The sequence below is a fragment of the Desulfosporosinus nitroreducens genome (assembly GCF_023897015.1).
Classification (GTDB): domain Bacteria; phylum Bacillota; class Desulfitobacteriia; order Desulfitobacteriales; family Desulfitobacteriaceae; genus Desulfosporosinus; species Desulfosporosinus nitroreducens.
In genome coordinates this window covers 16,461-40,925 of sequence record NZ_JAMHFY010000022.1, presented here as the reverse complement: position 1 = coordinate 40,925, position 24,465 = coordinate 16,461, and the positions used below count along the sequence as shown (strand labels likewise).

The window sequence follows — 24,465 nt, the reverse complement described above, 5'->3', positions numbered from 1 at the left end:
TACCTAGGGTTCCGAGGATATGCTCCCCCCCGAAAAGGGATAGAGGTCAACAGACCGGGGAGAACCTGACTGGTCCAAGCGGTACAGAATCCATAATGGGTTTACACCGTGGGTAGAAAAAACCCAAGCGGAAAGTTCCACGTTACTAGGGGACTGCGCTTGGGGTTTTTAATTTTTACACTAGTTTATAGGAGGGTTGGTTAGATGGGTCTGATTATTTACTTGAATGGTTCTTTTGTTTCTGAAGAAGACGCAAAAATATCCGTTTTTGATCACGGGTTTTTATATGGTGACGGTATTTTTGAAGGAATTCGCGCCAACCATGGTCGAGTGTTTAAATTAGAAGAACACTTAAAACGCCTCTATGAATCTGCGAAATCGATCAACTTAACCATTGGTATTAATAAGAAAGAGATGCAAGAGGTCATTTTGGAAACGCTCCGCCAAAATGGTTTAAAAGATGCATATATTCGCTTGGTGGTGTCACGAGGTAAAGGCGACCTCGGCCTAGATCCCCGAAAATGTTCAAAGGCTACTATCATTTGTATAGCTGAACAAATTAAGCTCTTTGAGCCAAGTATGTATGAGCAAGGTTTAGAAGTGAAAACTGTGGCGATCCGTAGGAATAATCCTGATTCCTTAAACCCAAGAATTAAATCTCTTAATTATCTTAACAATATACTTGCGAAAATCGAGAGCACTCAGGCTGGTGTCATAGAAGCTATTATGCTCACCCAAGATGGATATGTGGCAGAGGGGACTGCAGATAATATTTTTATTTATCGTAACGACGTCTTATTGACCCCCCCTCTTTCGGCAGGAATACTAGAGGGCATTACGCGAAATACTGTAATTCAGCTCGCTAAAGAACTTAAAATTGAAGTGAAGGAAGAGTTATTTACTCGTCATGATTTATATACTGCTGACGAGTGTTTTCTCACTGGTACGGCAGCTGAATTGATTCCGGTAATCAATGCAGATGGACGTGAGATCGGGGATGGCATTCCCGGTCCAGCCTTTATAAAACTTCTGGAGGCATTTAGGGCCCATACCCATGTCAATGGTCCTGATATTTACAGCAGTTAGAAACAAACGTTTAGGGAGGGAAATGTATGAGTGAAGAAAGAACTGGAATTAAAGGGGCCACCATCTTATTAAATGCTTTACAGCAAGAAGGTGTTGACGTCATTTTTGGTTATCCGGGCGGGGTATTACTTCCATTATATGATGCACTTTTAGATAGTCCAATTCGACATGTATTAGGACGTCATGAACAAGGGGTCGTTTTTGCAGCCGATGGTTATTCAAGAGTTACTGGAAAAGTAGGGGTTTGTTTAGGCACCTCCGGACCGGGAGCTACGAATTTGGTGACAGGTATCGCTAATGCTTTTTTAGACTCTATTCCATTAGTTGTTTTGACAGGACAGGTCTCTACGGGTTCCATCGGCTCAGATTCTTTCCAAGAGGTGGACATCATAGGGATTACAATGCCAATTACCAAGCACTCATATTTAGTTAAGGATCCGCGGGATCTGCCTAGGATTGTCAAAGAGGCTTTTTATATCGCACGGACCGGTCGCCCTGGGCCCGTTCTCATCGACCTACCGAAGGACGTTCTAGCTCAAGAAAATGTGGTTCCCTTTTCAAACGAGATGAAATTGAAGGGGTACAAAGTATTTGGCCAAGCAAACAACGGTAAGATAGAAGAAGTGGCCAAGGTGCTTTCAGAATCTCGTAAGCCAGTGCTTTATGCAGGTGGTGGGGTTGTCACTGCCGGAGCCGAAGACGTCTTAAGACTATTTGCAGATAAAACGGCAGTGCCGGTTGTCACAACCTTAATGGGAATTGGCAGCCTTCCTTTAGAACATCCTAATTCACTTGGTATGGTGGGAATGCACGGAACTGTGACTGCAAACTATGCTGTGGATGATTGTGACTTGCTTATTGCAGTGGGTGTGCGCTTTGATGACCGTGTAACAAGTGGCATGGGGCATCGTTTCGCGACTAAGGCTAAAGTTATTCATATCGACATCGATCCTGTAGAGATCAGCAAAGTAGTAAAAACAGAGATACAAATTGTTGGGGATGCCCGCCAAGTCTTGGCAGAGATTCTAGAAGCTTTGCCAGGATTCGCAAATCCTGATGTGACAGACTGGTGGAATCAGTTGCGTGACTGGAGGGAAAAAAATACTATACAGTATGACAAGGACAGACTCACACCACCGATGGTCATGGAATGTTTGGGAGAAATTGCTGGAGGAGATACAATTGTCACTACAGATGTAGGGCAGCATCAAATGTGGGCTGCTCAATATTATCCGACAGTTAATCCGCGCAATTACGCGACCAGCAGCGGACTTGGTGTGATGGGTTATGGGCTGCCTGCCGCAGTTGGAGCACAAATTGCTCGCCCGAACGATAAGGTCGTATTGATAACAGGGGATGGATCTTTTCAGATGTCGATCCAAGAGTTAGGGACAATTGCTCAGAATAAACTTCCTGTAAAAATTATCTTACTAAACAATGGGGTTCTTGGAATGGTTCGACAAATGCAGAAAATGTTTTATAATGAGCGGTATAGTCAGATTCAACTGCAAGGTAACCCAGATTTTGTTAAAGTAGCAGAGGCTTACGGTATTCGTGGAATCAGTGTTAATTCCGCAGAGCAGGTACGCGGTGCCCTTGAGGAGGCGTTTAAACATCCTGGTCCAGTTCTGGTTGATATTACAATATCAGAGCATGAAAATGTTTTACCCATGGTTCCACCTGGTAAAGACATTACTGAAATGATAGTGAGGTAATAATATGTTGCATACACTTGCAGTCCTTGTGGAAAACAATCCTGGCGTATTGATCCGGGTTGCAGGATTGTTCACGCGTAGGGGTTATAACATCGATAGTCTCACGGTTTGTCAGACGGAAGATCCGGAGCTTTCGCGAATGACAATTGTCGTAAATGGGGATGATCAAATTATTGAGCAAGTAAGGAATCAACTGAGTAAATTAGTGGTTGTTCACTCAGTTTCAGATTTGACTGGCGAAAGTGCCGTCGATCGAGAACTTGCTTTAATTCGCGTTCAGGTCAGCGCGGAAACACGATCCGCGGTGCTTCAAACGGTTGATATTTTCCGAGGTCGGGTTGTGGATATGGGAAGGACAAATATTACCGTAGAGTTAACGGGTGATATCCCGAAAATTGATGCGTTTGTTCATGCAATTCAACCTTATGGATTACTTGAGTTAGTTCGCACTGGGAAGGTTGCAATTTTGCGATCTGAAGCATAGAGAAAGATTTCCATTGTGTAGTATAATATACATGGTTTATTTTTAGAAAAGGTTAAAGTTGAAAGGAAGTTATAAAAATGGCGAAAATGTATTACGAAGTAGATGCTAATCTGGAGTTGTTAAAAGGCAAGGTAATCGCAGTAATGGGTTATGGCAGTCAAGGACATGCACAAGCTCAAAACCTGAAAGATTCAGGCCTTAACGTTGTAATCGGACTTCGTCCAGGCAGTGCGCGTACAGAACGTGCACAAGCAGCAGGCTTTGAAGTTATGACAGTTGAAGAGGCAGCCAAGCGAGCTGATGTTATTCAAATTCTGCTTCCAGATGAAACCCAAAGTAAAGTTTATAATGAAGAGATTAAAAAGCATCTTACCTCAGGAAAGGCTTTAGTCTTTTCTCACGGATTCAATATTCATTTTGGACAAATTGTTCCTCCAAGCGATGTCGATGTCTTTATGGTGGCACCAAAAAGCCCAGGCCATTTAGTGCGCAGAACCTATACAGAAGGTGCAGGAGTACCTGCCTTGATTGCCGTTCATCAGGATGCCTCTGGGAAAGCCAAAGAATTAGCCTTGGCCTATGCCAAAGGAATTGGCTCTACCAAAGCGGGAGTTCTGGAAACGACCTTTGGAGAAGAAACAGAAACTGACCTTTTTGGTGAGCAGGCAGTCCTTTGCGGAGGAGCATCCGAACTGGTTAAAGCAGGTTTTGACACATTGGTCGAGGCAGGCTATCAGCCGGAAATTGCTTACTTTGAATGCTTACACGAGCTAAAACTCATAGTTGACCTAATGTATGAAGGCGGCATGAGTTGGATGAGATATTCAGTGTCAGATACAGCTCAATATGGAGATATGACCATCGGTAAGCGAATTGTTAATCAAGAAACCCGTAAAGAGATGAAACGTGTGCTAGAAGAAATTCAAGACGGTCGCTTTGCAAAAGCTTGGTTACTTGAAAACCAAGCAAATCGTCCGGCCTTTAATGCTATGACTCGTAACGAAGCAAATCATCCGATTGAAAAGGTTGGAGAACAACTCAGAGGTATGATGAGTTGGTTGAAAAAGCACGAATAGAGTATGCTTTTTAAAGTGAAGTTATATAGTTTGGAAGGAAGTTAAAGGGATGCGTCGGATCGAGATCTTTGATACTACGCTTAGAGATGGTGAACAATCTCCAGGAGTAGCACTTAACGCAGATGAAAAATTGCAAATCGCACATCAACTAAGTAAGCTAGGGGTTAATGTTCTCGAAGCAGGATTTCCTATTGCCTCCCCTGGAGATTTTGAGGGAGTGCGCAGGATTGCTCAAGAAGTAAGAAACGTAAGTGTGGCTGCCCTTGCGCGGGCTAATGCCAAAGATATTGAACGTGCCTGGGAAGCAATTTCCGGTGCAGAGTCTCCGCGCATTCATACCTTTATTGCCACCTCGCCGATTCATATGCTTTATAAATTACAAAAATCCCCCGACGATGTTCTTGAACAAGCCATTCAGGCAGTTCGATTGGCAAAATCCAAAGTAAGTGACATTGAGTTTAGTGCCGAAGATGCGTCCCGCAGTGATGTAGATTTTCTAGCTAAAGTTTTCTCTGGTGTTATTCAAGCAGGAGCAACGGTCCTTAACATTCCGGATACTGTGGGGTATGCGACACCCGAAGAGTATGCTGCATTTTTGCAATCGATCATGGAGCGTACAGTTGGGATTGAGAAGGTCAAAGTCAGTGTCCATTGCCACAATGATTTGGGACTGGCGGTAGCGAACTCCCTTGCCGCTGTTGGGGTAGGTGTGCATCAGTTAGAGTGTACGGTTAATGGGATCGGGGAACGGGCAGGGAATGCGGCTTTAGAGGAACTTGTCATGGCTTTGCACACCCGCAAGGACCAGTTTAATGTTGAAACTAGTATTGTGACAGCGGAAATTGCCAGAACCAGTCAATTAGTAAGCCGTTTAACAGGCATGATGATTCAACATAACAAGGCGATTGTGGGTAAGAACGCTTTTGCTCACGAATCGGGTATTCACCAAGATGGAATGCTTAAAGAACGATCCACTTACGAAATCATGTCACCAAGTGTGATAGGGATTGATGTGGAATCTATTGTCTTAGGAAAACACTCAGGGCGACATGCGGTTCAGCAAAGGCTGGCAGATTTGGGGCTTAATTTGGAAGAGGGCCGATTTGAAGAGCTGTTTTCTCGGTTTAAACTATTGGCAGATCGCAAGAAAGAAGTAACAACATCAGATTTGTTCTCCCTGGCAGACGAGCAAAAAGAGAAAACGGATCTGATAAACTTAGATTATTTGCAGGTCTCAAGTGGGACCCATCTGGTTCCTACGGCTACTGTCGGGCTTATGTTTCAGGGGCAACGGTTAGCAGATGCGGCGTGTGGGGATGGACCAGTTGATGCGGCATTTAAAGCCATTGATAAAGTTCTGGGAACCCAAGGTGAATTGATTCACTATTCCTTGCAAGCTCTCGATGGTGGAGAAGATGCCCAAGGAGAAGTAACGGTTAGTGTGAAATTCGGTGAGAATTTAGTTGCTGGGCGTGGAGTAAGCACAGATATAATTGAAGCAAGTGTACGAGGTTATCTCCAGGCTGTGAACCGTGCCTTCTCACGAGGGTGGATTGAAATACTCGAGAAAAACGAGAGCTAAGGAGAGAGCAAAGCAGTGTTCCATGAAAGATAAACTTCATTGAATACATTATGGTCGGCGGCAAAAACTTCGGATGCGGTTCCTCGCGCGAACATGCTCCGATCGCCATTAAGGCTTGTGGTATAAAAGTAGTAATTGCCGAGTCGTTTGCGCGGATTTTCTATCGCAATGCGCTTAATATTAGTTTGTCAATTATGGAATGCCCTGAAGCGGTAGCCGGAATTTCTCCGGGAGATGAGATAGAAGTAGATCTTGCGACAGGTATTATCAAGAATAGGACAACAAAAAGCCAGTTCCAGGCTCACTCTTTTCCTCCTTTTATGCTGGAATTGATACGTGCTGGTGGTCTTATTCCTTATGTTGAAGGGAGAAGAAAAAATGCCTAATGTTCTAGTTCTTCCAGGAGATGGTATTGGGGTAGAGATTACTCCGGAAGCTGTTAAGGTATTAGAAGCAGTATTAAAAGATCATGCGACCAAACTTAATTTTGAGTATGGGTTGATTGGTGGAGCTGCTATTGACGAAGTGGGCAAGGCTTTGCCGGATGCAACATTAGCAGCAGCTCAGGCAGCTGATGCGATTTTATTAGGTTCTGTAGGAGGGCCAAAGTGGGATACCCTTCCTGCTCCACAACGCCCAGAGTTGGGGGGGTTACTGGCGATTAGAAAGGCGTTAGGTCTGTTCGCTAATATTCGTCCTGTGAAAATGCTCCCGATGTTAGTAGAGGCCTCAACTCTTCGTACCGAAGTGGTTAAGAACGTTGATCTGGTAGTTCTGCGTGAACTGACAGGCGGACTCTACTTTGGTGAGAAGGGGAGAGGAACAAACCCAAGAAGTGCGTTTGACACGTTGGTGTATACTGAGGAAGAAATTAAGCGCATTGTAGAGCTGGGTTTCCAAACGGCAGTTAAGCGACGTAAGAAACTTTGCTCAGTAGACAAAGCAAATGTACTAGAATCTTCTCGTTTTTGGAGAGAGATAACCCTTGAAGTTGCAAAAAATTATCCAGAGGTCGAATTAACCCATATGTATGTGGATAATGCAGCTATGCAATTAGTTCGTTTACCAGAGCAATTTGATGTTATCGTTACGGAAAATATGTTCGGAGATATCCTTACAGATTTGGCGTCTATGCTAATGGGGTCGATCGGAATGATCTCCTCGGCAAGCTTAAACGGGAGTAAAGGACTCTACGAACCAGCTCATGGATCGGCGCCGGATATTGCTGGTAAGAATATTGCCAATCCCTTAGCTACAATTCTCTCGGGAGCATTAATGTTACGCTATTCCTTCGGATTAGAGGATGAAGCTCAGAAAATCGAGAGAGCGATTGAACGCGTTTTGCAAGAGGGGTACAGAACTCCTGATTTAGCAAAACCAGGAGATAAAGTACTGGGAACTCGAGAAATGGGCAATGCTGTGGTTGAGGCGCTAAAGTAGGGCGTACTTGCTTCGGTTTTGCATAAAGCTTATATTTTTATTGGCACTTGAAATATTTGGATGAATAAGATAGAGTGTAATTAACTAGATATTGAATAAAGCATGGGACCGACCCAGTATGGTAGACGGTGGCGTTCAGAGAGAAAAGCAATTGCTGAGAGTTTTTCTGCCTTCGATATCAGAACCCCAGTCGTGATGCTCTGATGAAGAATCGGACGGTTTTTCCACCGTTATGCGGAATTTTGTTGGATCAATCTGGCACTATAGAGTTGGCATTGGCAATAAAGGTGGTACCGCGGAAGGCTTCTTTCGTCCTTGATGAGGATGAAAGGGGCCTTTTTTTAGGTCTTTGGGGTCTGTGAAAGTCAGGGGAAATTGCCCGTTCACCCACGTTCCCGTTCACTAGCTCGTTGGAAGCTGAAGGAATTTCGCCAACCTCTGGGTGGTGCAGGAAGTGAACCTGGGCGAAATTGGCCCTTCAGCATCGGCACTCGCTTTATCGTGAACACCCACGAATGGGTTCACTATGCAATTGTCCCCTATCTTTCTGGTCGACGGGGGTAGGAACGAGGGGACGGGGAGACGTTAGGGACGGTCTTGGGTTTGACTTTGGGGTCTGTGAAAGTCAGGGGAAATTGCCCGTTCACCCACGTTCCCGTTCACTGGCTCGTTAGATGCTGAAGGAATTTCGCCAACCTCTGGGTGGCGCAGGATGTGAACCTGGGCAAAATTGGCCCTTCAGCATCGGCACTCGCTTTAGCGTGAACACCCACGAATGGGTTCACTAAGCAATTGTCCCCCTTCTTTCTGGTCGATCGGGGGTGGGAATGAGGGGGACGTGGGGACGGTCTTGGGTTCGTCTTTGGGGTCTGTGAAAGTCAGGGGAAATTGCCCGTTCACCCACGTTCCCGTTCACTGGCGTTAGATGCTGAAGGAATTTCGCCAACCTCTGGGTGGCGCAGGATGTGAACCTGGGCGAAATTGGCCCTTCAGCATCGGCACTCGCTTTAGCGTGAACACCCACGAATGGGTTCACTAAGCAATTGTCCCCTTTCTTTCTGGTCGACGGGGGTGGGAACGGGGGGGACGTGGGGACGGTTCTTAGATTTATTCTTGGGGGTCGTGAAAGTAAGGAGGCAATGGGGGTTTTAGAAGTCTGGAAGTAGGGGCAATGCCCGTTCACATATGTTTGGTTTACTGGATCGCTGGATTGGCATGCTATTAAAGGTAGGCCAAGGTTGATAAGATTAAAGGGTTATGAAAGGGTGTAAAGAATGACTCAGTCAATTGGTTTTATTGGTGGGGGAAATATTGCGGAGGCTATGATCAGTGGTCTTAAGCAGTCAAATAGTTCACTTGAGATTCGAGTGACTAATCTTTCCAATCGCGGACGGCTCCAAGGCTTGGTTGATAGATATAATGTTATTGCAGCTCCATTAATGGAGCTCGTGGAAGATTCTCGTGTCTTGATCATTGCGGTAAAGCCGAAGGATGTTCAAGCTGTCCTTAAAGATTTGAAGGATTTTTCATTGAAGGATAAACTGGTTATTAGTGTGGCAGCGGGTGTCCCATTGAAGGTCTTTTATAAATACTTGCCAGGGGTTGCTGTGGTACGGGCGATGCCGAATACTTCAACGGCAGTGCTTCATTCCATGACTGGATTGGTACGCGGAGATAATGTTACAGAAGAACAGGCCGAAATAGGGGAGAAGATCTTTTCGGCTACTGGGCGGATCATGTGGGTTCCAGAAAAAAATATCAATGCCTTAACAGCCATTAGTGGAAGCGGGCCAGCATATTTTTATCTATTCGCCGAGAGCTTAATAAAAGCAGGCGTAGAATTAGGGCTTAGCGAAGAAGAGGCTGAGATATTGGTTCTTGAAACCTTGATTGGTTCGGGGAAGATGATCGCAGAAAGCGATAAATCGCCTGGAAAACTGCGTGAAGAAGTGACTTCGCCTAATGGTACGACGTATGCGGCTTTAAATGTATTTACGGATGAGAAATTGGCTGAAACCGTGCTGAATGCGGCAAAGGCTTGTGCACGGCGCGCGGAAGATTTGGAAGGAGAGTATTCAGAGTGACATTAAGTGAAGTGCGCAGGGTTGTCTTGAAAATAGGGAGCAGCAGTTTGAACCATCCTCATGGCGGTTTAGATGAACAAGCGATAACTGAGATCGTCTCTGTTGTCGCTGCCTTAAAGGAAAATGGGGTGGAGTGCATTATTGTTTCTTCGGGTGCGGTGGCTGCAGGAATGGGTCAACTGAAGCTCCAAGCTCGGCCCCGGGATTTAGCAGGTAAACAAGCCGTTGCTGCAGTTGGTCAAGGGGTGCTCATTGAGATGTATACTCGAAATCTCGAACGGCATGGTATTGTAGGGGCTCAAGTTTTATTATCTCGTATAGATTTGGCGCAATCATCACACTATAGGAACGCCCAAAATACTCTGGAGAAATTACTGCGTTTACAAGTCGTGCCTATTATTAATGAAAACGACACAGTTGCGGTGGATGAGCTCTGTTTTGGAGATAATGATACTCTGTCAGCCTTAGTGGCAGGGCTTGTCGGTGCAGACTTGTTAGTCATTTTAACAGATGTGGATGGCTTGTATACCGCCAATCCAAAAAAGGATGAGTCGGCACAGCTTATTAAAGAAGTATCAGAGGTCTCTGCAGTTGAAAGCATGGCGAGCGGGGCTGGAAGCCTATTAGGGACTGGAGGGATGGTCACTAAACTTAGGGCAGCCAAAATAGCTACTCGTTTTGGAATTGGGATGCTGCTTTTGAATTTTACGCGACTCCGAGAACTCACCTTCTTGACCAAGGGTCAAGGACCAGAGGGAACATATTTTCAGCCATTAAAGCATCGTCTTGCAGGTCGGAAACGCTGGATTGCTTATGCAGGGTTAACTGAAGGCAGTATTCAAGTCGATGATGGCGCTGCCAAGGCCCTTGTGAAAGAAGGCAAAAGTCTGCTGGCGAAAGGAATTATAGCTGCTGAGGGGAGTTGGGAACGTAAAGAAATCGTTCGGATTGTCAATACGCAGGGAGAGGAGATTGCCAGAGGAGTCGTAGAGTTGAGTAATGATGAAGTTCAGACGGTAAAAGGAATGCATTCTGAGAAAATTCATCAACTAATTGCAGATTTTGATGGTGAAGAAGTAGTTCACCGTGATAACATGACACTTATGGTGGATTAATTACTCGAATAATTTATAAGAAGGTAAGTTTAATGGTGGGAGGTCACTGCTTATGTTTCACCCAGAATTAATCGAAATTGGGCAAAGAGCTAAACAAGCGGCTCGTCAGTTGGCTTTTGCCAGCACAGAGTCCAAAAATGATGCGTTAATCTCAATGTCCGAGGCGCTCCTGAAAAATGAGGGAGAAATCCTTAAGGCAAATAGCCTCGATGTTCAAGCGGCCGAAGAGAAAGGTCTTAAGAAGAGTCTTGTCAATCGTTTAAGGTTGACTTCCGCGAGCATTGCACAGATAAGTCAATCCCTTAAAGAGGTTGTTGCATTACGAGACCCTGTGGGAGAAGGGGAAGTTTGGACGCGTCCGAATGGCTTGCGTATTCAACAGACTCGGGTTCCTTTAGGGGTTGTAGCGATGATCTATGAAGCACGACCCAATGTGACGGTCGATGCGGCTGCCTTGTGTCTGAAATCTGGAAATGTGGTCATTCTCAGGGGAGGGTCGGAGGCTTTAGAAAGCAATAAGGTTTTGGCAAGAGTAATTGCGGAAGCTGCTGAAGAGATCGGATTGCCGTCAGGATGTATCCAATTGATTACAGAGACTAATCGGGAATGGGTTCAGCAACTGATGCGTTTAAATGATTATGTAGATGTCATTATTCCCAGAGGGGGTGCTGGGCTGATTCAAACAGTGGTACAAAATGCCACCGTACCAGTGATTGAAACCGGAACTGGTATGTGTCATGCTTTTGTTGATCGAGACGCAGATTATGATAAGGCCATTCCCATTGTTATAAATGCTAAGACCCAAAATCCAGGAGTCTGCAATGCCTTGGAAACTATGCTCGTAGATGATGCAGTCGCAGAAAACTTTCTCCCACTAATTGGAGAAGAGCTTAGAAAAAATCAAGTCGAAATTAAAGGTTGTTCTAGAACGTGTGAAATCTTATCTTATGCCGTTCCTGCTATAGAGGAAGACTGGGTGGCAGAACATCTGGACCTAATTTTAAGCGTTAAAGTTGTGTCTGGGCTTGATGGTGCCCTGGATCACATTTACAAATACAGTACCAAACATTCTGAAACTATTATCACTGAGAATTATACGAGGGCTCAGCGGTTTTTAAGAGAAATTGATGCAGCCGCTGTTTATGTCAATGCATCAACTCGTTTCACAGACGGTGGACGATTCGGCTTTGGAGCTGAGATTGGAATAAGTACTCAAAAGTTACATGCCCGTGGACCAATGGGTCTGAGAGAATTGACTACGATCAAATATATTGTTTATGGGGATGGACAAATAGTAAAATAACTGGTTTGAATAGAAGGCCGCCAACTTACTGGTGGCCTTTAATGCAGCTGCCACAATTCTATAAAAGATAATTTTAACATCCAGTGATAGTTAAGTTCATATCAGGGGAATTGCGAAGACCTGGTGCAACATTAGATAAAGGATGTGTGCTTAATGGAATGGGATATTGTCGAGAAAGAACTAAGTAAATTAAAAGTCACATCTAATGGAGAAAATGAGCTTGTTACAGTAAAGGGAGATTCTAACAAATTCGAGTGTATAGGTGTAGGAACAGATGCCGCGGTATTTCGTTTTTTGTATTTGCCACACTACGCTTTCAAAGTGTTTAGTAATGATAAATTAGGTAAGTTAGAACAAGAAAATGAGGTTTATTTAAAACTAGGTCACTCGGAGTACTTTCCTGTGTATTATGGCAGAGGATTTAATTTTCTAGTAATTCGTTTTGAAGAGGGAATAACTCTGTACGATTGTCTCTTAAAAGGCATTCATATCCCAAAGCAGGTCATTGAAGACGTAGATAATGCGATAAACTATGTACTCGGCAGAGGATTAAATCCTAGAGATATTCATTTAAAGAACGTACTCCTCCACGAAGGCAAAGCTAAACTTCTGGATGTCTCTGAATATATGAAACCGGGAAACGATAAAAGGTGGGAATACTTGAAAGAAGGATATAAGGAATATTACCACTTGTTTGATGGAAGAGCCCTTCCGCTATGGATAATAGAGACGGTACGTAAATGGTATAATCAGGCGAAGCCTGAGAGTCTAAATGTTCAAGACTTTATTAAAGATGTTATTGTACTTTTCCGAATGGGTAGTAAGTGAATATATTCACAAAAATGTGAGCGTTATAGAAAAAAGCCCAAGAGGAAGTAAGTTTGAATTCTAACACGGGTTCAGAAATTAAATGTGTAATGAATCAAGAGGGAACTCGGCCTTTTAGCTGAGTTCCCTCTTGATTCATCGGCCTTATCCGTATATGATAAGTGCTTGTCCTTCATTTATAAAAAACACTCGATATGAAATAATAACATATATTAAGTTGCAATCAGGCAGAAGAGCCTATAAAGTTGGAGTGATAGAATTAGAGATGTTGTTCCGTCATTATGAATTTCACGAGGTAAAGGATGGAGAGAAACATTTTAGACTTGAATACAGATTGGAAAAAGAATATTATCCTGTTTTTGGCTAGCCAGACCATATCACTTTTTGGATCATCACTGGTTCAGTATGCAATTATGTGGCACATCACATTAACAACACGGTCAGGTATGATGATGACGATCGCCATTATTTGCGGTTTTCTTCCGACCTTGCTTCTTTCCCCGTTTGCAGGGGTATGGGCTGACCGCTATAATCGAAAAACATTGATTATTCTTTCTGATTCTATGATTGCATTATCAACATTAGTTTTAGCCATATTGTTTCTGACGGGCTATGGTTCGCTATGGTTGCTCTTTGTGACATCTGCCATACGAGCTCTCGGGTCAGCAATCCAAATGCCGGCGATAGGAGCCTTCCTTCCGCAAATTGTACCGGAGGATAAACTAACTAAGGTTAACGCAACAAACGGAAGTATACAAGCTATAGTTATGCTGGTGTCTCCCATGGTGAGCGGTGCACTGCTCACCATGGTTACCATCGAAATGATTTTCTTTATAGATGTTTTTACAGCAGCCATTGCGGTTTTGGTTTTATTTTTGTTTTTGCATGTTCCTGTTCATATGAAAGCCCAAGCAAAGCAAACAACGAGCTATTTCAGTGATATGCATGAAGGTTTTAACTACATTAAAAATCATGCGTATATCAAGAGGTTCTTTCTGTTTTGCACATTCTTCTTTTTTTTAATTGCACCTGTTTCCTTTTTAACGCCGCTGCAGGTTGCACGAAGTTTTGGTGACGATGTTTGGCGTTTAACGGCCATCGAAATAACCTTTTCTATCGGCATGATCTTGGGTGGCCTCATTATGGCTTCTTGGGGTGGTTTTAAAAATAGGATTCACTCGATGACACTGGCAAGCCTCCTTATTGGAGTCTGTACCTTTGCCCTTGGAGTTGTTCCTGTTTTTTGGATTTATCTAACTATCATGGGGTTAGCCGGAATTGCGTTGCCGCTCTTTAATACACCCTCTACGGTATTATTACAGGAGAAAGTAGAGGCCAATTTTCTAGGAAGAGTATTTGGTGTCTTAGGGATGATAGCAAGCACGATGTTGCCGTTAGGGATGCTTTTGTTTGGACCACTTGCTGACATCATTAAAATAGAGTGGCTCCTGATAGGAACTGGCTTGCTCCTGTTTATTCAGGGATTTTTCTTGCTAGGTAACAAAGTGCTAATTGAGGCTGGTAAGCCAATCTCAAAGCCTGAACTGTAACAATGTATATTTAGGATTATCCTTTCAAATCCTTGATGAGTTACATCATGAGATTGAGGGTCTAACGAGTAAGTACAACAATTAATACTGAAATTCGCTAAGTTACTAAAAAAGGACTTGTGATCACTTGAAAAGTGGTACAAGTCCTTTTTAAACTTCATTTTATTTTTTCCGAAGGTCCCGTCTCTCTATCTCGTTATCTTGAAATCTATGTCAACGAAAAAGAGAAAAATAAAAATAATGAAGTTAAAAACCAAAGATTTTACGTCTAAATCATGAAGCTTAGTATTAGCCATATTTATTATGTCAGGTAAATATGAGTGAGTTTGCTATTGCCAATTTTAGATCCCAGTCAATCGTCCAAAGACTTTTTAACCTAATTTTAAGAATTTCCTAAGAATTAGCCTTACATTATTTTAAGAACTAAAACTTATAATGCAGTTATGACCTAAACAATGTCTTTTATCAAATCGTGAAACTCTCGCTTCTAGAAGTGGGAGTGGGACCCCGTGCTCTGCTTCGGTGGGGGTAGAGTCTCCCACCGAAGTCTCGATGTTTAAATTTAGCTGAATCAGTTCACTTAAGGTGCATCGCCATATAGCCTAGGTGGTTCATATTACTAATAGGGTTGTTAAAGAAGGTTATTGAGAGGGGGGCCTAGAGTTGAAGGAGTTAAGAATTCTCGTATTTTCTGCAGCATTTGGAAACGGACATTTGCGGGCGGCTGAAGCAGTTATCGAGGGACTGCGTATCAAGGAACCATCGGCAATTGTAACTCATTTAGATTTCGGCGATTTTTTGAGTAAGCGATTTAATAGCGTGGTAAAAAAACTCTACTTTGAGTTGATCAAACATTCACCAAAGCTGTGGGGGAAATTCTATTATCAAACATCGAAGCTAAGTCCTAATTCAAGGATTCAGTGTTTTTTGAACCAATTAGGTCGATCTGATTTCCTCAAATATATTCAGGAATTTAATCCGGATCTTATTGTGTGCACTTATCCTACTGTTTCTTCGATTCTAGCTCAGCTGAGGCTAGAACATATTCTCCAGGCTCCGGTGATCACCGTAATTACGGATTACACTGTTCACAGTCATTGGGTGCATCCGGGTGTGGATTGCTATATAGCGGCTTGTGAAGAAGTTAAGGAAATGTTAGTGACAGAGGGAATTCTCTCGCAACGGATACACGTGACAGGAATCCCAATTAGTCCGAAATTTGAAAAGAAGATAGACCGAGAGTTAATTATCTCCAAGCTGGGTATCAAACAAGATCTGCCTACCTTTCTTGTAATGGGAGCGCACGGAAGTTTGGAAAGCACAAAAAGAATTTGCAAAAAGCTTGCAGATTCAGAAGTCCCGGTACAGTCAATTATTGTTTGTGGAAATAATAAAAAATTGTATAACTCTTTGCATGAAATGGCTGCAAAGGCTCGTAATCCCATGGTACGGTTAGGGTACGCAGATAACATGGAAGAACTAATGTCAGTAACTGATCTGATCGTAACCAAGGCCGGAGGCTTAACGGTTACTGAGGCGCTGACGAAGCACTTACCGCTTGTGATTTATCAGCCCATACCAGGTCAAGAAGAACATAATGCAAATTTTGTGCAACGTATTGGTGCGGGAAAGGTTGCAGGGACAGAAGAAGAATTGGAAGAACTGCTTAGCCGCTTCTTGAGTCATCCACAGGAGATTGAGGAAATGCGGGAGAAAGCGTCATTCGCTTTACTCGGTCACTCCGCAGAACAGACTGTTAATAATATGCTTGAGTTAATGATGAATCCAAGAAATAAGAAAAAAACGAGTTGATTTTAGCATATAGTTATCAGACGAAAGGAAGATTAAAAGAGATGCAAAAGATAATCAAAAATCTCATGCCCCTTTTTTTAATGTTGTCAATTCCAATTTCGAATATTATTTATGTTTTGCTCAATAATGCTAACCGGGGTACCCATAGCTTAGTTACCGACTTAGACCAAGGTGTTCCATTTCTAAAAATATTTGTTTTGCCCTATCTATCATGGTATTTCTTCATATTTGGAACGTTAACTTTCTTTTGCTTTAAAGATAAAAAAATCTATTACCGAACGTTGTTGGCTATTAATCTTGGATTATTGATATCTTACGGGATTTATTTCTTTTTTCAAACGAATGTCCAAAGGCCCGATCTTGTGGGGAATGACTTTTTGACTATGCTGATTGCGTTTGTTTATAATAATGACCAGCCCTTTAACGCCTTTCCAAGTATTCATGTTCTATTGAGCTTTTTAATGATTAAAGCGATTAACAGGTATCCTGCTAAAAATTATTTAAATGTAGCTATAGTTTATATCACCGCTATCTTAATTATTTTAGCGACCCAATTTATTAAGCAGCATGTTATTTTAGATCTCTTATCCTCGATAGTATTAGGCGGCTTAATTTTTGATCTGGTTTTTTACGTAAACATGGAGGGATTACGTGCATGGCTAAAGGAACCATACTTGTGGTCGATGGTGAAAAAGAGATCAGAGATTTAATTGATTTTATCTTAAAAACGAAGGTTATCCAGTTTTGAAGCTTCGGAACTCAAGATGGCGCTGGGTGTATTATGATCATTGGGCTTGTGATGTGTCAGAATTACTTTATGAATCACGTCTATTCATAAAAGGGGTGATATACCTTCACTTCAATTTTCGGGAGGAGAATTTACAACATGAACATACCAGCTAAAAGAAAGACTTTGAAATGGATAGTGGCTGCACTCACTTTGTCCCTTGTTATAGGATGCTCCCCAGCAAATTCGCAGAGTGAAAAACCGCCGATTCAACCAGATTCTGCTGCTCAAACCCCTTCATCGTCAACTGCACCTCAAACCTCAGATGCGACGAGAGAGTTATTATTGAATATGAAGCAATTAGCGGAGCAAGGGAAAGTCATTAACAGTACTTTTCCAGTGAAGGCAACCGTAATAGAAGATGTAAAGAGTCAATGGGGGGAACCTGATAAAACCGATTGGGTCGCTGCTGCCAAAGGGACCTATGCTACCTACTCAAAACATTCAGTGGTTTTTGGTTTTAACAAAGGTTCCCGGATTTTTGAGGTTCGATCCTTTGATAAACAGCTGCAGCAGCTTTCTCTTGCGAAAACAAAAGAAGTTTATGGAACTCCAGCTTATGACGTGAAAGTTAATGGAGAAGAAATCATCGGATATACAGCTGGGCCGGAATTCAAGATAGAGTTTATATTCCCACTGCCGACTGCCAGCAATTCTGATCCAGTGATGGATCATTATCTTGTGCTTCATCCTGCAGGTACTGTTAACAGTATGGCTGATGATCCGGGGCGACAGTGGTAACTAATTGCAGAGGGAGAATGAAAATAATTAAATTAATTGCTATTTCCTTAGTAGGGATATTTATGCTTTCTGGATGCGGTTTAGCTAACTCTCAAAATCCTGGAGATTTACAAGGTACCAATAAAACAGATATTGTTGGTACCGTCATCAAGTTGACTAAGAACCAATCAGGGGAGATTCTTGGAACTATTTTAGTCGAAGGGGAAAAAGGCTCTAAGCCTTATGACCAGGCTTCAATTAAAGTAACCCAAAAGACTAAGATCAATGAAAAATCTGCGGACAATGTAGTGAATTCCAATTTTGATGCGTTGCAGGAAAACTTAAAAGTAGAAGTGAGGTTCATTGGGCCAGTTGCTGAATCATATCCAGTTCAGGCAACAGCTGATGAGATTACAATACTGAAAGATGAACAGGCTGATACTGATAAGCGCCCGAGCATTGGACAAATCCAACTTGGTGACAGTCAAAGTCAGGTTAATGAGATATTAGGAAGTGTCTTTAAGGAGGAGTACCACGAAGAGCCAGGTCATTTTCCAGAGTCATGGAACAAGAGAACCTATGATAAAGGAGTTACCGTTATTGTAGGAAAGGACTCCGGACAGGTTCTCGAAATTGAGACCACCTCGGCACAATTTCCGACAAATAGGGGAAGTAAAATAGGAGATATAGCCAAAGATGTGTTTGATAACTACGGTTCAGACTATAAACAGTTAGAAAGTCGGCACGGGGAAGGTAAACTTGCAGGTTTTTACGATCTTGGAGATGGGCAGTTAATTATTTTTGACTTAGACAAGGATGATAATTCGCTGTTAAACCAGGATGTCAAAGCAGATTCCAAAGTAGAAATGATTCGATTAACAAATAGCAACTTTTTAGATTAGTAAAGCGATTGAATAACCGGAAACCAAGCCCATAATACTTGGAAAGCAAGCATTATGGGCTTGGTTATATCGGAGAATATGATAAAGGGGTTCTCAGAATACACTTCTGGGAACCCCTTTATTCTGCCTAGAAACAAGCCTTTATTCGAGCAGGGTTACCTAGGGTCATAGCCAACTACTGTCCATATGCCGCTTTGATCTTGGCGAATTAAACGTTTGAGGTAAACTACCTTGACCGGACCCTCTAATATTTGAATCGTGGCGTCTGTACCAGTATTGGAAGTAACTTTTAGGGAGTTGTAATCAAATGGCGGTTCACCTTGGATCCCTTCAGGGGATATTTTTAGAACTGCGAATGTAAAGGCCACTTGTGCAGGGTCAAGTTGCCAAGGACTGCTTCCTGCATCAACCTGCTGTTGATTGTTTTTTACTATCTCCATATCGATTTCAACCTTAACTTTTGATTGACTTGGGAGGACTTGGCCTTCTGCGGGGATAGCAATACTATTCGTTAATTGTTTTGCTAATTCCTCAGATCGTTGTCCCTGAACTTGAATTTCTAGTCCGTTTTGCTGCCAACGAAGACTATCTGGCAATATTTCTAAGGGGCCTCCTTCAGCTTGCCCTAGAGTTGCGAGAGGCGAGAGAACGAAAGGAGTCGTTGCTTTAGACTCAATCACAATCGTATCTATAAAGTCAAAGACGATACGGTTAGAGGAAGCAAACATTCGTTGAGGTTTTTCTGAGAGTTGAAGAGGAGTGAGACCACTGATGGTAATAGCTCCGGCCAAGGTGACTGCGGGTTTATCAGGATTCTGATCTATTATCCGATATCCCTCAGGGGGATCATAGTTGAAGGTTGAATTAGGAATTTGAGTGTTTGTTTCGAGAGTCACGAACGTAAAGGTCGTTTGTAGGGACTTCTGCATAGCGGTCTGAAGCTGAATTGGTAAATGCGTTTCCGTATCAATCCACAGATAATAGGGTAGCCCGCCAGGAGGTTCGATTTCTATACGAGTAGCTTCATGTCCGGCAATAGTTTCTTCACCTACGATTTTGTGAGGATATTGCTTAGCTCTTGAGGCTTCTTCCTGTAAGTCGAAATCATGCGGATCAAGGTAAATAGGCAGTAAAGTGATTTCTCTGCTTTTCGGTTGACTTATCCAACGACTTTCTCCGTTATTGACCGTTACTATTCCTTCTTCGCTGCGGGTTGCATATTTATTCCCCACTGACCAAATCTCGATTCGCTGGATGATCTGAGTTTCACCAGCGGCATTTGAACTGGTCTTTTCTAGTATTCCATGATAGTTTTCAAGTTGTTTCACTTTCTGTTCCATTGCTAAGACAAGATCTTTGTTCGAATGAGACCAAGGGGAAATCAAGAAAATAATAACTAAGATACTTGAAACAAGTGTACTCCATGGCAAGAATCTTTTCTGAGGTTTGGGCCCTCTTAGAAGTTTTTCTTGTAACTGAAGAGTAAACTGTTCGCGGGGGTTAACAGCTGGGCGCAGGTTTTTGATTCTTCTAGTCAGTGACTGAAGTTCAGCGACATCCTCATTGGTGCTTTCAATAGGTTGCCGTTCCAGATTTAGAGCATTGATAAAATCGTCTAACTCTTGCTCTGGGGACTTTTGAGCAAAGTTGTCGTTTGTTTTCATAGTTATTAATTATCCTCCATTCTCATCTGTGACATTAAATAAATCCCGTAAAGATTGAAGAGCTCTGTACTGTAACCCACGAATGGCATCCTCACTGCGTTCCATGCGTTCTGCCGTTTCCTTGCGCGAATACCCTTTGATAATGCGAAGCTCTAAAACTTGACTATACTGTTCTGGAAGTTGTTTCATAAGTTCTTGTACCAAGGCACGAGTTACCCATTTTTCTTCCGGGGCAGAAACATCCTCGGACAGGGAATGTTCCTTGATTTGACTGTCGTTTTTTTGCCAGTGGCGATATCGATCGTAAATAAGATTACGTGCTACCTTTTTAAGATAAGGATAGGGTGGAAAATTCTTCGTGTCTTTCCTTAGACAGCGAAAATAGGCTTCTTGAGTAATATCCTCTGCCTCTTCTCGATTCTGGAGAAGAGCGTAAGTAAAACTGTATAGTTTTATGACTGTTTGTTGGTACCAAGTTTCCATGCAATGCTCATTAAACGGATTTTTCTTCGTGGACACTTCTTCACCTCCCTTATTAACTAAAACGGAAATAGAATTAGAACGTCACGCAGTTGAAGAATATTTCCTATAGGATTTACTTATGTAATACAAAAAGATGGCTCTTATTGGATCGACCATTATGGTTCTCGGCATGCTTCTTATGTCCATCATGAATAGCATCCCATTAGCAGCGCTAAGTGATAAGCCAACTATCGGATAAATCACAGAGTTTATAACCACAGTGCAGGCTTTGGGGCGATTTAAATAAAAGAAGAAGTAGTTCTATCTGACCGTCACTAATTGTGGCGGTCTTTTATGTTGTTTGACTTTACTTGTCAGAAAGTCTATACTAAGTACAGTGAATTAGTAATTTACTAAATTACTAAGGTTGATCAAAATTTTGGAGGTAGAGATAATGAAAATACCGACCACTTTAAAACATAAACCAGTTATTATTTCAGAGAACTATGAAAATGTTGATGGCAGATATGCCTATAATTCAGATGCAAAAGGTCTTTCATTAGGTTTAGCGCAGTGGAATGATCGAGGTAAGGTAGATGTATCAGCTAAAGTATGGAGATATACGGGAGAAAAATGGTCAAGACAGTCTGAGGAACTACCCCTTCATCGTGTCCTTGATCTTGCAATTTTAATATGCAGAGCAAAACTGCATTTCAGAGAGGCTTATCGATATGAAAAATTATACGATACTGACAATCCTGTCATAGACAGGGTGGGCTTACAAGGTGACGCTATGACAGTAGCAGTATGTACGGATAATGAAAAAATTAATGAAGACATAAAGTTATTCAGCCAGGCGCTCAGTATTGATGACGAGCTGATGGGGGAACGGTTGAGTACTCTAAGCAGGATTCTTAAGGAGATGGGATATTAAACTAATGGACAGAAAGAAAGAGTTGAAACAACAATATCTACAAATGAAACCAGATATGGGAGTTTTGATTATCCGGTCTAAGCACAATAATAAATATCTAATTGAAGGAACACAAAATTTGAGAGCGACCCTAAACAGCACCAAGTTCAAATTGGAATTGGGTGCTTATCCTAACCGAGAGTTACAAAAGGAATGGAAAGAATATGGGGAAGAGAGCTTCACAATTGAGGTGTTAGAGAATCTCGAATACGACAAGGATGAAACAAAAACCGATTATAAAGATGATTTAGCGTTGTTACAAATGGATTGGGAAGAAAAAATGGCGAAACAAGAAGTTGAGTTTTATATGAAATGAAATCGTCAAAGGCCACGCGTATGCGTGGCCTTTGACGTTATTTGGTGAAAATTTAAACTTTCATCTAAACAAGATTGCCTCGTCAAGCTAAGTTAGCAAATTAATTCTTCACACTGCTTTTAATATTTGAGGAATGTTTAATAGATACGTTTCGCCCCTACATAGGCATTTGCCCAATAGGGAGTAAAGCTATAAATAGCAATGCCCTTACTGCTGGTTGCACTGATAAATTGATTATCTCCAATATAGATGCCTACATGACTTACTTGCTTTCCTGAGACAAGGTTAAAGAAAACCAAGTCACCTGGAATAAGATTGTTAAAGGCTACTGGGGTTCCTACTCCATATTGATCAATGCTAACACGCGGCAAAGAAATACTTTGGCTGGCAAAAACATAACGGGTGAAGCCAGAGCAGTCGAAGCCTGAAGGAGTGGTACCTCCCCATTTGTAGGGAACTCCTAAGAAACTTTTGGCTGTACTTATTATTTGGTTAGTTTTTTCCTGAGGCGAAGTATTTGATTTTAAAATACTTGCTTTTTTCAAGGCTTCTTGTGTTTGTGGACCGACAATTCCATCCACTAATAAATTATTGTCACGTTGAAATGCCTGAACAGCGGCTCTGGTTTTACTTCCGAAAATTCCGTCCACCGGGCCAACATCGTAATTTAAGGTTTGGAGCTCTGATTGCAACATACTGATTTCTGAACCTGTTGATCCTGCCTTTAATGTTGCAGCTTGGGTTACGGAAGCTGAGGCGATAATAGCTATTATAACTAATGTCATTAACAAAATACTTTTTTTCACTAGTACTACCCCTTTCCTGTTGCTTACTATCTTTAAGGCCTCGTACAGTGAAGTATACATGCTGACTACCTGAAAATATAGTACAAGTTGTTGGTTCTCCTTCCATAAATAACCTTATCTATATTTCAGGTTTAATAACCGCTTCGGGTACTTTTTCTTTTTTGGGGTACGATAATAGATGCCAATAAGTTGCCAAAGTGAGGAGAGAGAGTATGCAAAAGGTATTAGTCGCCGAAATTGGTAATGAAACAATAGTTGTGAAAGCATTTGCCAATCTAGACACGGAAAATCCACTTTTACTAGGGCAAGGGATCTCTCTAAGGACTGAATACGATGGGGATTTTCGAACTGGGTTACAATTTGCTGTTACTGATTTAGAGAAAGATATCGGACCTATTGGTTGTTTAGGGGATATACCTTTTTATGGTGTAAGTTCAGTGCCGAAAATTCACACTATGAAAGTGAATGGAGCAATTGTTCTCAGGGGCGGGTTTTTGCCGGCCACTGAAGCTATTATGAATGCTGCTAAACTGATCTATGAGGAAGTAGGAGAAGTCCTGGTACTTGATGTTGGAGCGATAGCGACAAATTTGTATTCGCTAACTTCTGGACCAGTGCCTCAACGAACGGTTGAAGAGGATTTGGGTGTTCTTATTAATCCTTTACCCTTGGTAAGGCTGATTGGTGAAAATAGAATCGTAGAGCATCATGGAGAAGAATGGGAAAAACTTATTACATCCAGACCGGAAACACCTGAACAGATGGTCTTTAGCGCTGAGATAACTTCCGCCGCAATAACAATTGCTCTAAAACGACATAGTGGTGTCTCGGGAAACTGTGGGCCAAGAGATTTAAGTAATATTCGGTGGATTGTTGGAACAGGTGTGGCACTAACTCAGTTACCTAATGGCCTTGAAATTTTCCGGGAAAGCATTATGGGGATGGAGGGTACACTGTTTTCAGAAGAAAAAATCGCAATTTTATTAGATAAAGATTGTATTATGTCATCCTTGGGAAGTTTAGCCGCCACCTACCGAAAAGCGGCTTGGCAATTAATGCGTGAATCATTTGGAGTGGAAAATTAGATCATGATAAAGGCCTCCCCATAGATTCCGTTCGGAAGGAGTCTTGCTCTAATGAATAATCGAAGCAGTAAGCTGTCAATTGGAATGGCATTGTGTTTTGAGACAATTCTTATATATACAGCTATTGTGAATGTTGCGTTTAGACAATGGAAGAACCTAAGTTTGGCGATGCTCGCTGTCGTTTGTCTGATTAGTCCTTTCATAGTTACCCGTATTGCTAATCAAAGAAATATCCTTCTACCTTCTGGCTTTCAAACAATAGCCCTAGTATTTATCTTTTTTGCACAATTCTTGGGGGAAATCAAGAATTTCTATGTAGTATTTTGGTGGTGGGATTTATTTCTCCATGCAATATTTGGGAGCTATGCTGTTATCATAGCACTTTATTTGATAAAAGGAATTTTCGAAAAGAGACAAGAAATTACGGAGCAACGATTTAGATTATTTGCAGTAATTGTTGCTTTTAGCGTTGCAATCGCCCTAGGCACTCTATGGGAAATGTTTGAGTTTGTAGGGGATTATTTATTTAAGACGAACATGGTAAAGGGCGGACTTGAAGACACTTCAATGGATCTTCTTGCAAAAATTGCGGCAGCTTTTTGCACAGCGATTTTTTATTATTTTCACGGCTCGAAACATAAAAAACGTTAATAATAAAGTGCTGGCAGGATTATC

Annotated in this window: 22 protein-coding genes and 1 pseudogene; 20 read left to right on the top strand and 3 right to left on the bottom strand. The window is 42.1% G+C overall.

Features of this window, described 5'->3' with window-relative positions; all coding sequences use genetic code 11:
* The first annotated feature begins 204 nt into the window (after positions 1 to 204).
* The 16 genes and pseudogenes from ilvE to M8E35_RS19645 all read left to right on the top strand — a co-directional run bounded on the left by ilvE (position 205) and on the right by M8E35_RS19645 (position 18,484).
* Positions 205 to 1,086: a branched-chain-amino-acid transaminase gene (gene ilvE / locus M8E35_RS19720; protein ID WP_252471547.1), complete on the top strand. Its 882-nt coding sequence runs from the start codon at positions 205 to 207 to the stop codon at positions 1,084 to 1,086.
* Positions 1,087 to 1,112: 26 nt separating this feature from the next.
* Entirely contained in the window at positions 1,113 to 2,801 is a 1,689-nt protein-coding gene (gene ilvB / locus M8E35_RS19715) for a biosynthetic-type acetolactate synthase large subunit (protein ID WP_252471545.1), read from the top strand.
* A 4-nt stretch (positions 2,802 to 2,805) separates the two neighbouring features.
* Positions 2,806 to 3,285, top strand: a complete 480-nt coding sequence (ilvN, locus tag M8E35_RS19710; protein WP_252471543.1) for an acetolactate synthase small subunit — start codon at positions 2,806 to 2,808, stop codon at positions 3,283 to 3,285.
* Between the two features lie 77 nt (positions 3,286 to 3,362).
* On the top strand, positions 3,363 to 4,361 hold the full coding sequence (gene ilvC / locus M8E35_RS19705; RefSeq protein WP_252471541.1) for a ketol-acid reductoisomerase: 999 nt from the start codon (positions 3,363 to 3,365) through the stop codon (positions 4,359 to 4,361).
* Positions 4,362 to 4,386: 25 nt separating this feature from the next.
* Positions 4,387 to 5,943, top strand: coding sequence for a 2-isopropylmalate synthase (locus tag M8E35_RS19700; protein WP_302050069.1), 1,557 nt, complete (start codon positions 4,387 to 4,389; stop codon positions 5,941 to 5,943).
* 47 nt (positions 5,944 to 5,990) lie between these two features.
* Positions 5,991 to 6,329: pseudogene (locus M8E35_RS19695) on the top strand (LeuD/DmdB family oxidoreductase small subunit); the annotation flags it as partial.
* Positions 6,322 to 7,383: a 3-isopropylmalate dehydrogenase gene (gene leuB / locus M8E35_RS19690; RefSeq protein WP_252471537.1), complete on the top strand. Its 1,062-nt coding sequence runs from the start codon at positions 6,322 to 6,324 to the stop codon at positions 7,381 to 7,383. The pseudogene M8E35_RS19695 and the gene leuB, both read left to right, overlap by 8 nt.
* A gap of 1,274 nt (positions 7,384 to 8,657) precedes the next feature.
* On the top strand, positions 8,658 to 9,467 hold the full coding sequence (proC, locus tag M8E35_RS19685) for a pyrroline-5-carboxylate reductase (RefSeq protein WP_252471535.1): 810 nt from the start codon (positions 8,658 to 8,660) through the stop codon (positions 9,465 to 9,467).
* Positions 9,464 to 10,582: a glutamate 5-kinase gene (proB, locus tag M8E35_RS19680; protein WP_252471533.1), complete on the top strand. Its 1,119-nt coding sequence runs from the start codon at positions 9,464 to 9,466 to the stop codon at positions 10,580 to 10,582. Before proC ends, proB begins: the two co-directional genes overlap by 4 nt.
* A gap of 52 nt (positions 10,583 to 10,634) precedes the next feature.
* Positions 10,635 to 11,885, top strand: a complete 1,251-nt coding sequence (locus tag M8E35_RS19675; RefSeq protein WP_252471531.1) for a glutamate-5-semialdehyde dehydrogenase — start codon at positions 10,635 to 10,637, stop codon at positions 11,883 to 11,885.
* A gap of 153 nt (positions 11,886 to 12,038) precedes the next feature.
* Positions 12,039 to 12,713: a protein kinase family protein gene (locus M8E35_RS19670; protein WP_252471529.1), complete on the top strand. Its 675-nt coding sequence runs from the start codon at positions 12,039 to 12,041 to the stop codon at positions 12,711 to 12,713.
* A gap of 302 nt (positions 12,714 to 13,015) precedes the next feature.
* On the top strand, positions 13,016 to 14,263 hold the full coding sequence (locus tag M8E35_RS19665) for an MFS transporter (protein ID WP_252471527.1): 1,248 nt from the start codon (positions 13,016 to 13,018) through the stop codon (positions 14,261 to 14,263).
* 663 nt (positions 14,264 to 14,926) lie between these two features.
* Entirely contained in the window at positions 14,927 to 16,075 is a 1,149-nt protein-coding gene (locus tag M8E35_RS19660) for an MGDG synthase family glycosyltransferase (protein WP_252471525.1), read from the top strand.
* Positions 16,076 to 16,116: 41 nt separating this feature from the next.
* Positions 16,117 to 16,785, top strand: a complete 669-nt coding sequence (locus tag M8E35_RS19655; RefSeq protein ID WP_252471523.1) for a phosphatase PAP2 family protein — start codon at positions 16,117 to 16,119, stop codon at positions 16,783 to 16,785.
* A gap of 176 nt (positions 16,786 to 16,961) precedes the next feature.
* On the top strand, positions 16,962 to 17,603 hold the full coding sequence (locus tag M8E35_RS19650; protein ID WP_252471521.1) for a YjgB family protein: 642 nt from the start codon (positions 16,962 to 16,964) through the stop codon (positions 17,601 to 17,603).
* A gap of 17 nt (positions 17,604 to 17,620) precedes the next feature.
* Positions 17,621 to 18,484 (top strand): DUF3221 domain-containing protein, encoded by an 864-nt coding sequence (locus M8E35_RS19645; RefSeq protein WP_252471519.1) that lies wholly within the window; start codon positions 17,621 to 17,623, stop codon positions 18,482 to 18,484.
* Positions 18,485 to 18,639: 155 nt separating this feature from the next.
* Here the strand turns inward: M8E35_RS19645 and M8E35_RS19640 are convergent, their stop codons facing one another.
* Complete coding sequence (locus M8E35_RS19640) at positions 18,640 to 20,148, bottom strand: LolA family protein (protein ID WP_252471517.1); 1,509 nt, start codon at positions 20,146 to 20,148, stop codon at positions 18,640 to 18,642.
* Positions 20,149 to 20,157: 9 nt separating this feature from the next.
* Positions 20,158 to 20,667: an RNA polymerase sigma factor gene (locus M8E35_RS19635; RefSeq protein ID WP_252471515.1), complete on the bottom strand. Its 510-nt coding sequence runs from the start codon at positions 20,665 to 20,667 to the stop codon at positions 20,158 to 20,160.
* Between the two features lie 397 nt (positions 20,668 to 21,064).
* Here M8E35_RS19635 and M8E35_RS19630 point away from each other — a divergent pair, with 397 nt between their 5' ends.
* Both M8E35_RS19630 and M8E35_RS19625 read left to right on the top strand, forming a co-directional pair.
* The gene (locus tag M8E35_RS19630) at positions 21,065 to 21,544 is read left to right on the top strand and encodes a DUF6530 family protein (RefSeq protein WP_229249415.1); all 480 of its coding nucleotides are present in this window, start codon (positions 21,065 to 21,067) and stop codon (positions 21,542 to 21,544) included.
* 4 nt (positions 21,545 to 21,548) lie between these two features.
* Positions 21,549 to 21,899 carry a GIY-YIG nuclease family protein gene (locus M8E35_RS19625; protein ID WP_252471513.1) on the top strand — a complete coding sequence of 117 codons (351 nt, stop codon included), beginning with the start codon at positions 21,549 to 21,551 and terminating at the stop codon, positions 21,897 to 21,899.
* Between the two features lie 137 nt (positions 21,900 to 22,036).
* Here M8E35_RS19625 and M8E35_RS19620 read toward each other — a convergent pair whose 3' ends face one another.
* On the bottom strand, positions 22,037 to 22,684 hold the full coding sequence (locus M8E35_RS19620; RefSeq protein ID WP_252471631.1) for a C40 family peptidase: 648 nt from the start codon (positions 22,682 to 22,684) through the stop codon (positions 22,037 to 22,039).
* A gap of 233 nt (positions 22,685 to 22,917) precedes the next feature.
* Between M8E35_RS19620 and M8E35_RS19615 the strand changes: the two genes are divergently transcribed.
* Positions 22,918 to 23,790: a glutamate mutase L gene (locus tag M8E35_RS19615; RefSeq protein WP_252471511.1), complete on the top strand. Its 873-nt coding sequence runs from the start codon at positions 22,918 to 22,920 to the stop codon at positions 23,788 to 23,790.
* Positions 23,791 to 23,841: 51 nt separating this feature from the next.
* Entirely contained in the window at positions 23,842 to 24,441 is a 600-nt protein-coding gene (locus tag M8E35_RS19610) for a DUF2238 domain-containing protein (RefSeq protein ID WP_252471509.1), read from the top strand.
* The last annotated feature ends 24 nt before the right edge of the window (positions 24,442 to 24,465 follow it).

What these genes read in the sequence shown, in the direction of transcription:
- leuB (WP_252471537.1), top strand. Translation starts at nt 6,322, where the DNA reads ATGCCTAATGTTCTAGTTCTTCCAGGAGATGGTATTGGGGTAGAGATT.
- proC (WP_252471535.1), top strand. Translation starts at nt 8,658, where the DNA reads ATGACTCAGTCAATTGGTTTTATTGGTGGGGGAAATATTGCGGAGGCT.
- M8E35_RS19625 (WP_252471513.1), top strand. Translation starts at nt 21,549, where the DNA reads ATGGACAGAAAGAAAGAGTTGAAACAACAATATCTACAAATGAAACCA.
- ilvE (WP_252471547.1), top strand. Translation starts at nt 205, where the DNA reads ATGGGTCTGATTATTTACTTGAATGGTTCTTTTGTTTCTGAAGAAGAC.
- ilvN (WP_252471543.1), top strand. Translation starts at nt 2,806, where the DNA reads ATGTTGCATACACTTGCAGTCCTTGTGGAAAACAATCCTGGCGTATTG.
- M8E35_RS19670 (WP_252471529.1), top strand. Translation starts at nt 12,039, where the DNA reads ATGGAATGGGATATTGTCGAGAAAGAACTAAGTAAATTAAAAGTCACA.
- M8E35_RS19650 (WP_252471521.1), top strand. Translation starts at nt 16,962, where the DNA reads ATGAACATACCAGCTAAAAGAAAGACTTTGAAATGGATAGTGGCTGCA.
- M8E35_RS19665 (WP_252471527.1), top strand. Translation starts at nt 13,016, where the DNA reads ATGGAGAGAAACATTTTAGACTTGAATACAGATTGGAAAAAGAATATT.
- ilvC (WP_252471541.1), top strand. Translation starts at nt 3,363, where the DNA reads ATGGCGAAAATGTATTACGAAGTAGATGCTAATCTGGAGTTGTTAAAA.
- M8E35_RS19610 (WP_252471509.1), top strand. Translation starts at nt 23,842, where the DNA reads ATGAATAATCGAAGCAGTAAGCTGTCAATTGGAATGGCATTGTGTTTT.
- M8E35_RS19620 (WP_252471631.1), bottom strand. Translation starts at nt 22,684, where the DNA reads ATGACATTAGTTATAATAGCTATTATCGCCTCAGCTTCCGTAACCCAA.
- M8E35_RS19640 (WP_252471517.1), bottom strand. Translation starts at nt 20,148, where the DNA reads ATGAAAACAAACGACAACTTTGCTCAAAAGTCCCCAGAGCAAGAGTTA.
- M8E35_RS19645 (WP_252471519.1), top strand. Translation starts at nt 17,621, where the DNA reads ATGAAAATAATTAAATTAATTGCTATTTCCTTAGTAGGGATATTTATG.
- M8E35_RS19615 (WP_252471511.1), top strand. Translation starts at nt 22,918, where the DNA reads ATGCAAAAGGTATTAGTCGCCGAAATTGGTAATGAAACAATAGTTGTG.
- M8E35_RS19675 (WP_252471531.1), top strand. Translation starts at nt 10,635, where the DNA reads ATGTTTCACCCAGAATTAATCGAAATTGGGCAAAGAGCTAAACAAGCG.
- M8E35_RS19630 (WP_229249415.1), top strand. Translation starts at nt 21,065, where the DNA reads ATGAAAATACCGACCACTTTAAAACATAAACCAGTTATTATTTCAGAG.
- M8E35_RS19655 (WP_252471523.1), top strand. Translation starts at nt 16,117, where the DNA reads ATGCAAAAGATAATCAAAAATCTCATGCCCCTTTTTTTAATGTTGTCA.
- ilvB (WP_252471545.1), top strand. Translation starts at nt 1,113, where the DNA reads ATGAGTGAAGAAAGAACTGGAATTAAAGGGGCCACCATCTTATTAAAT.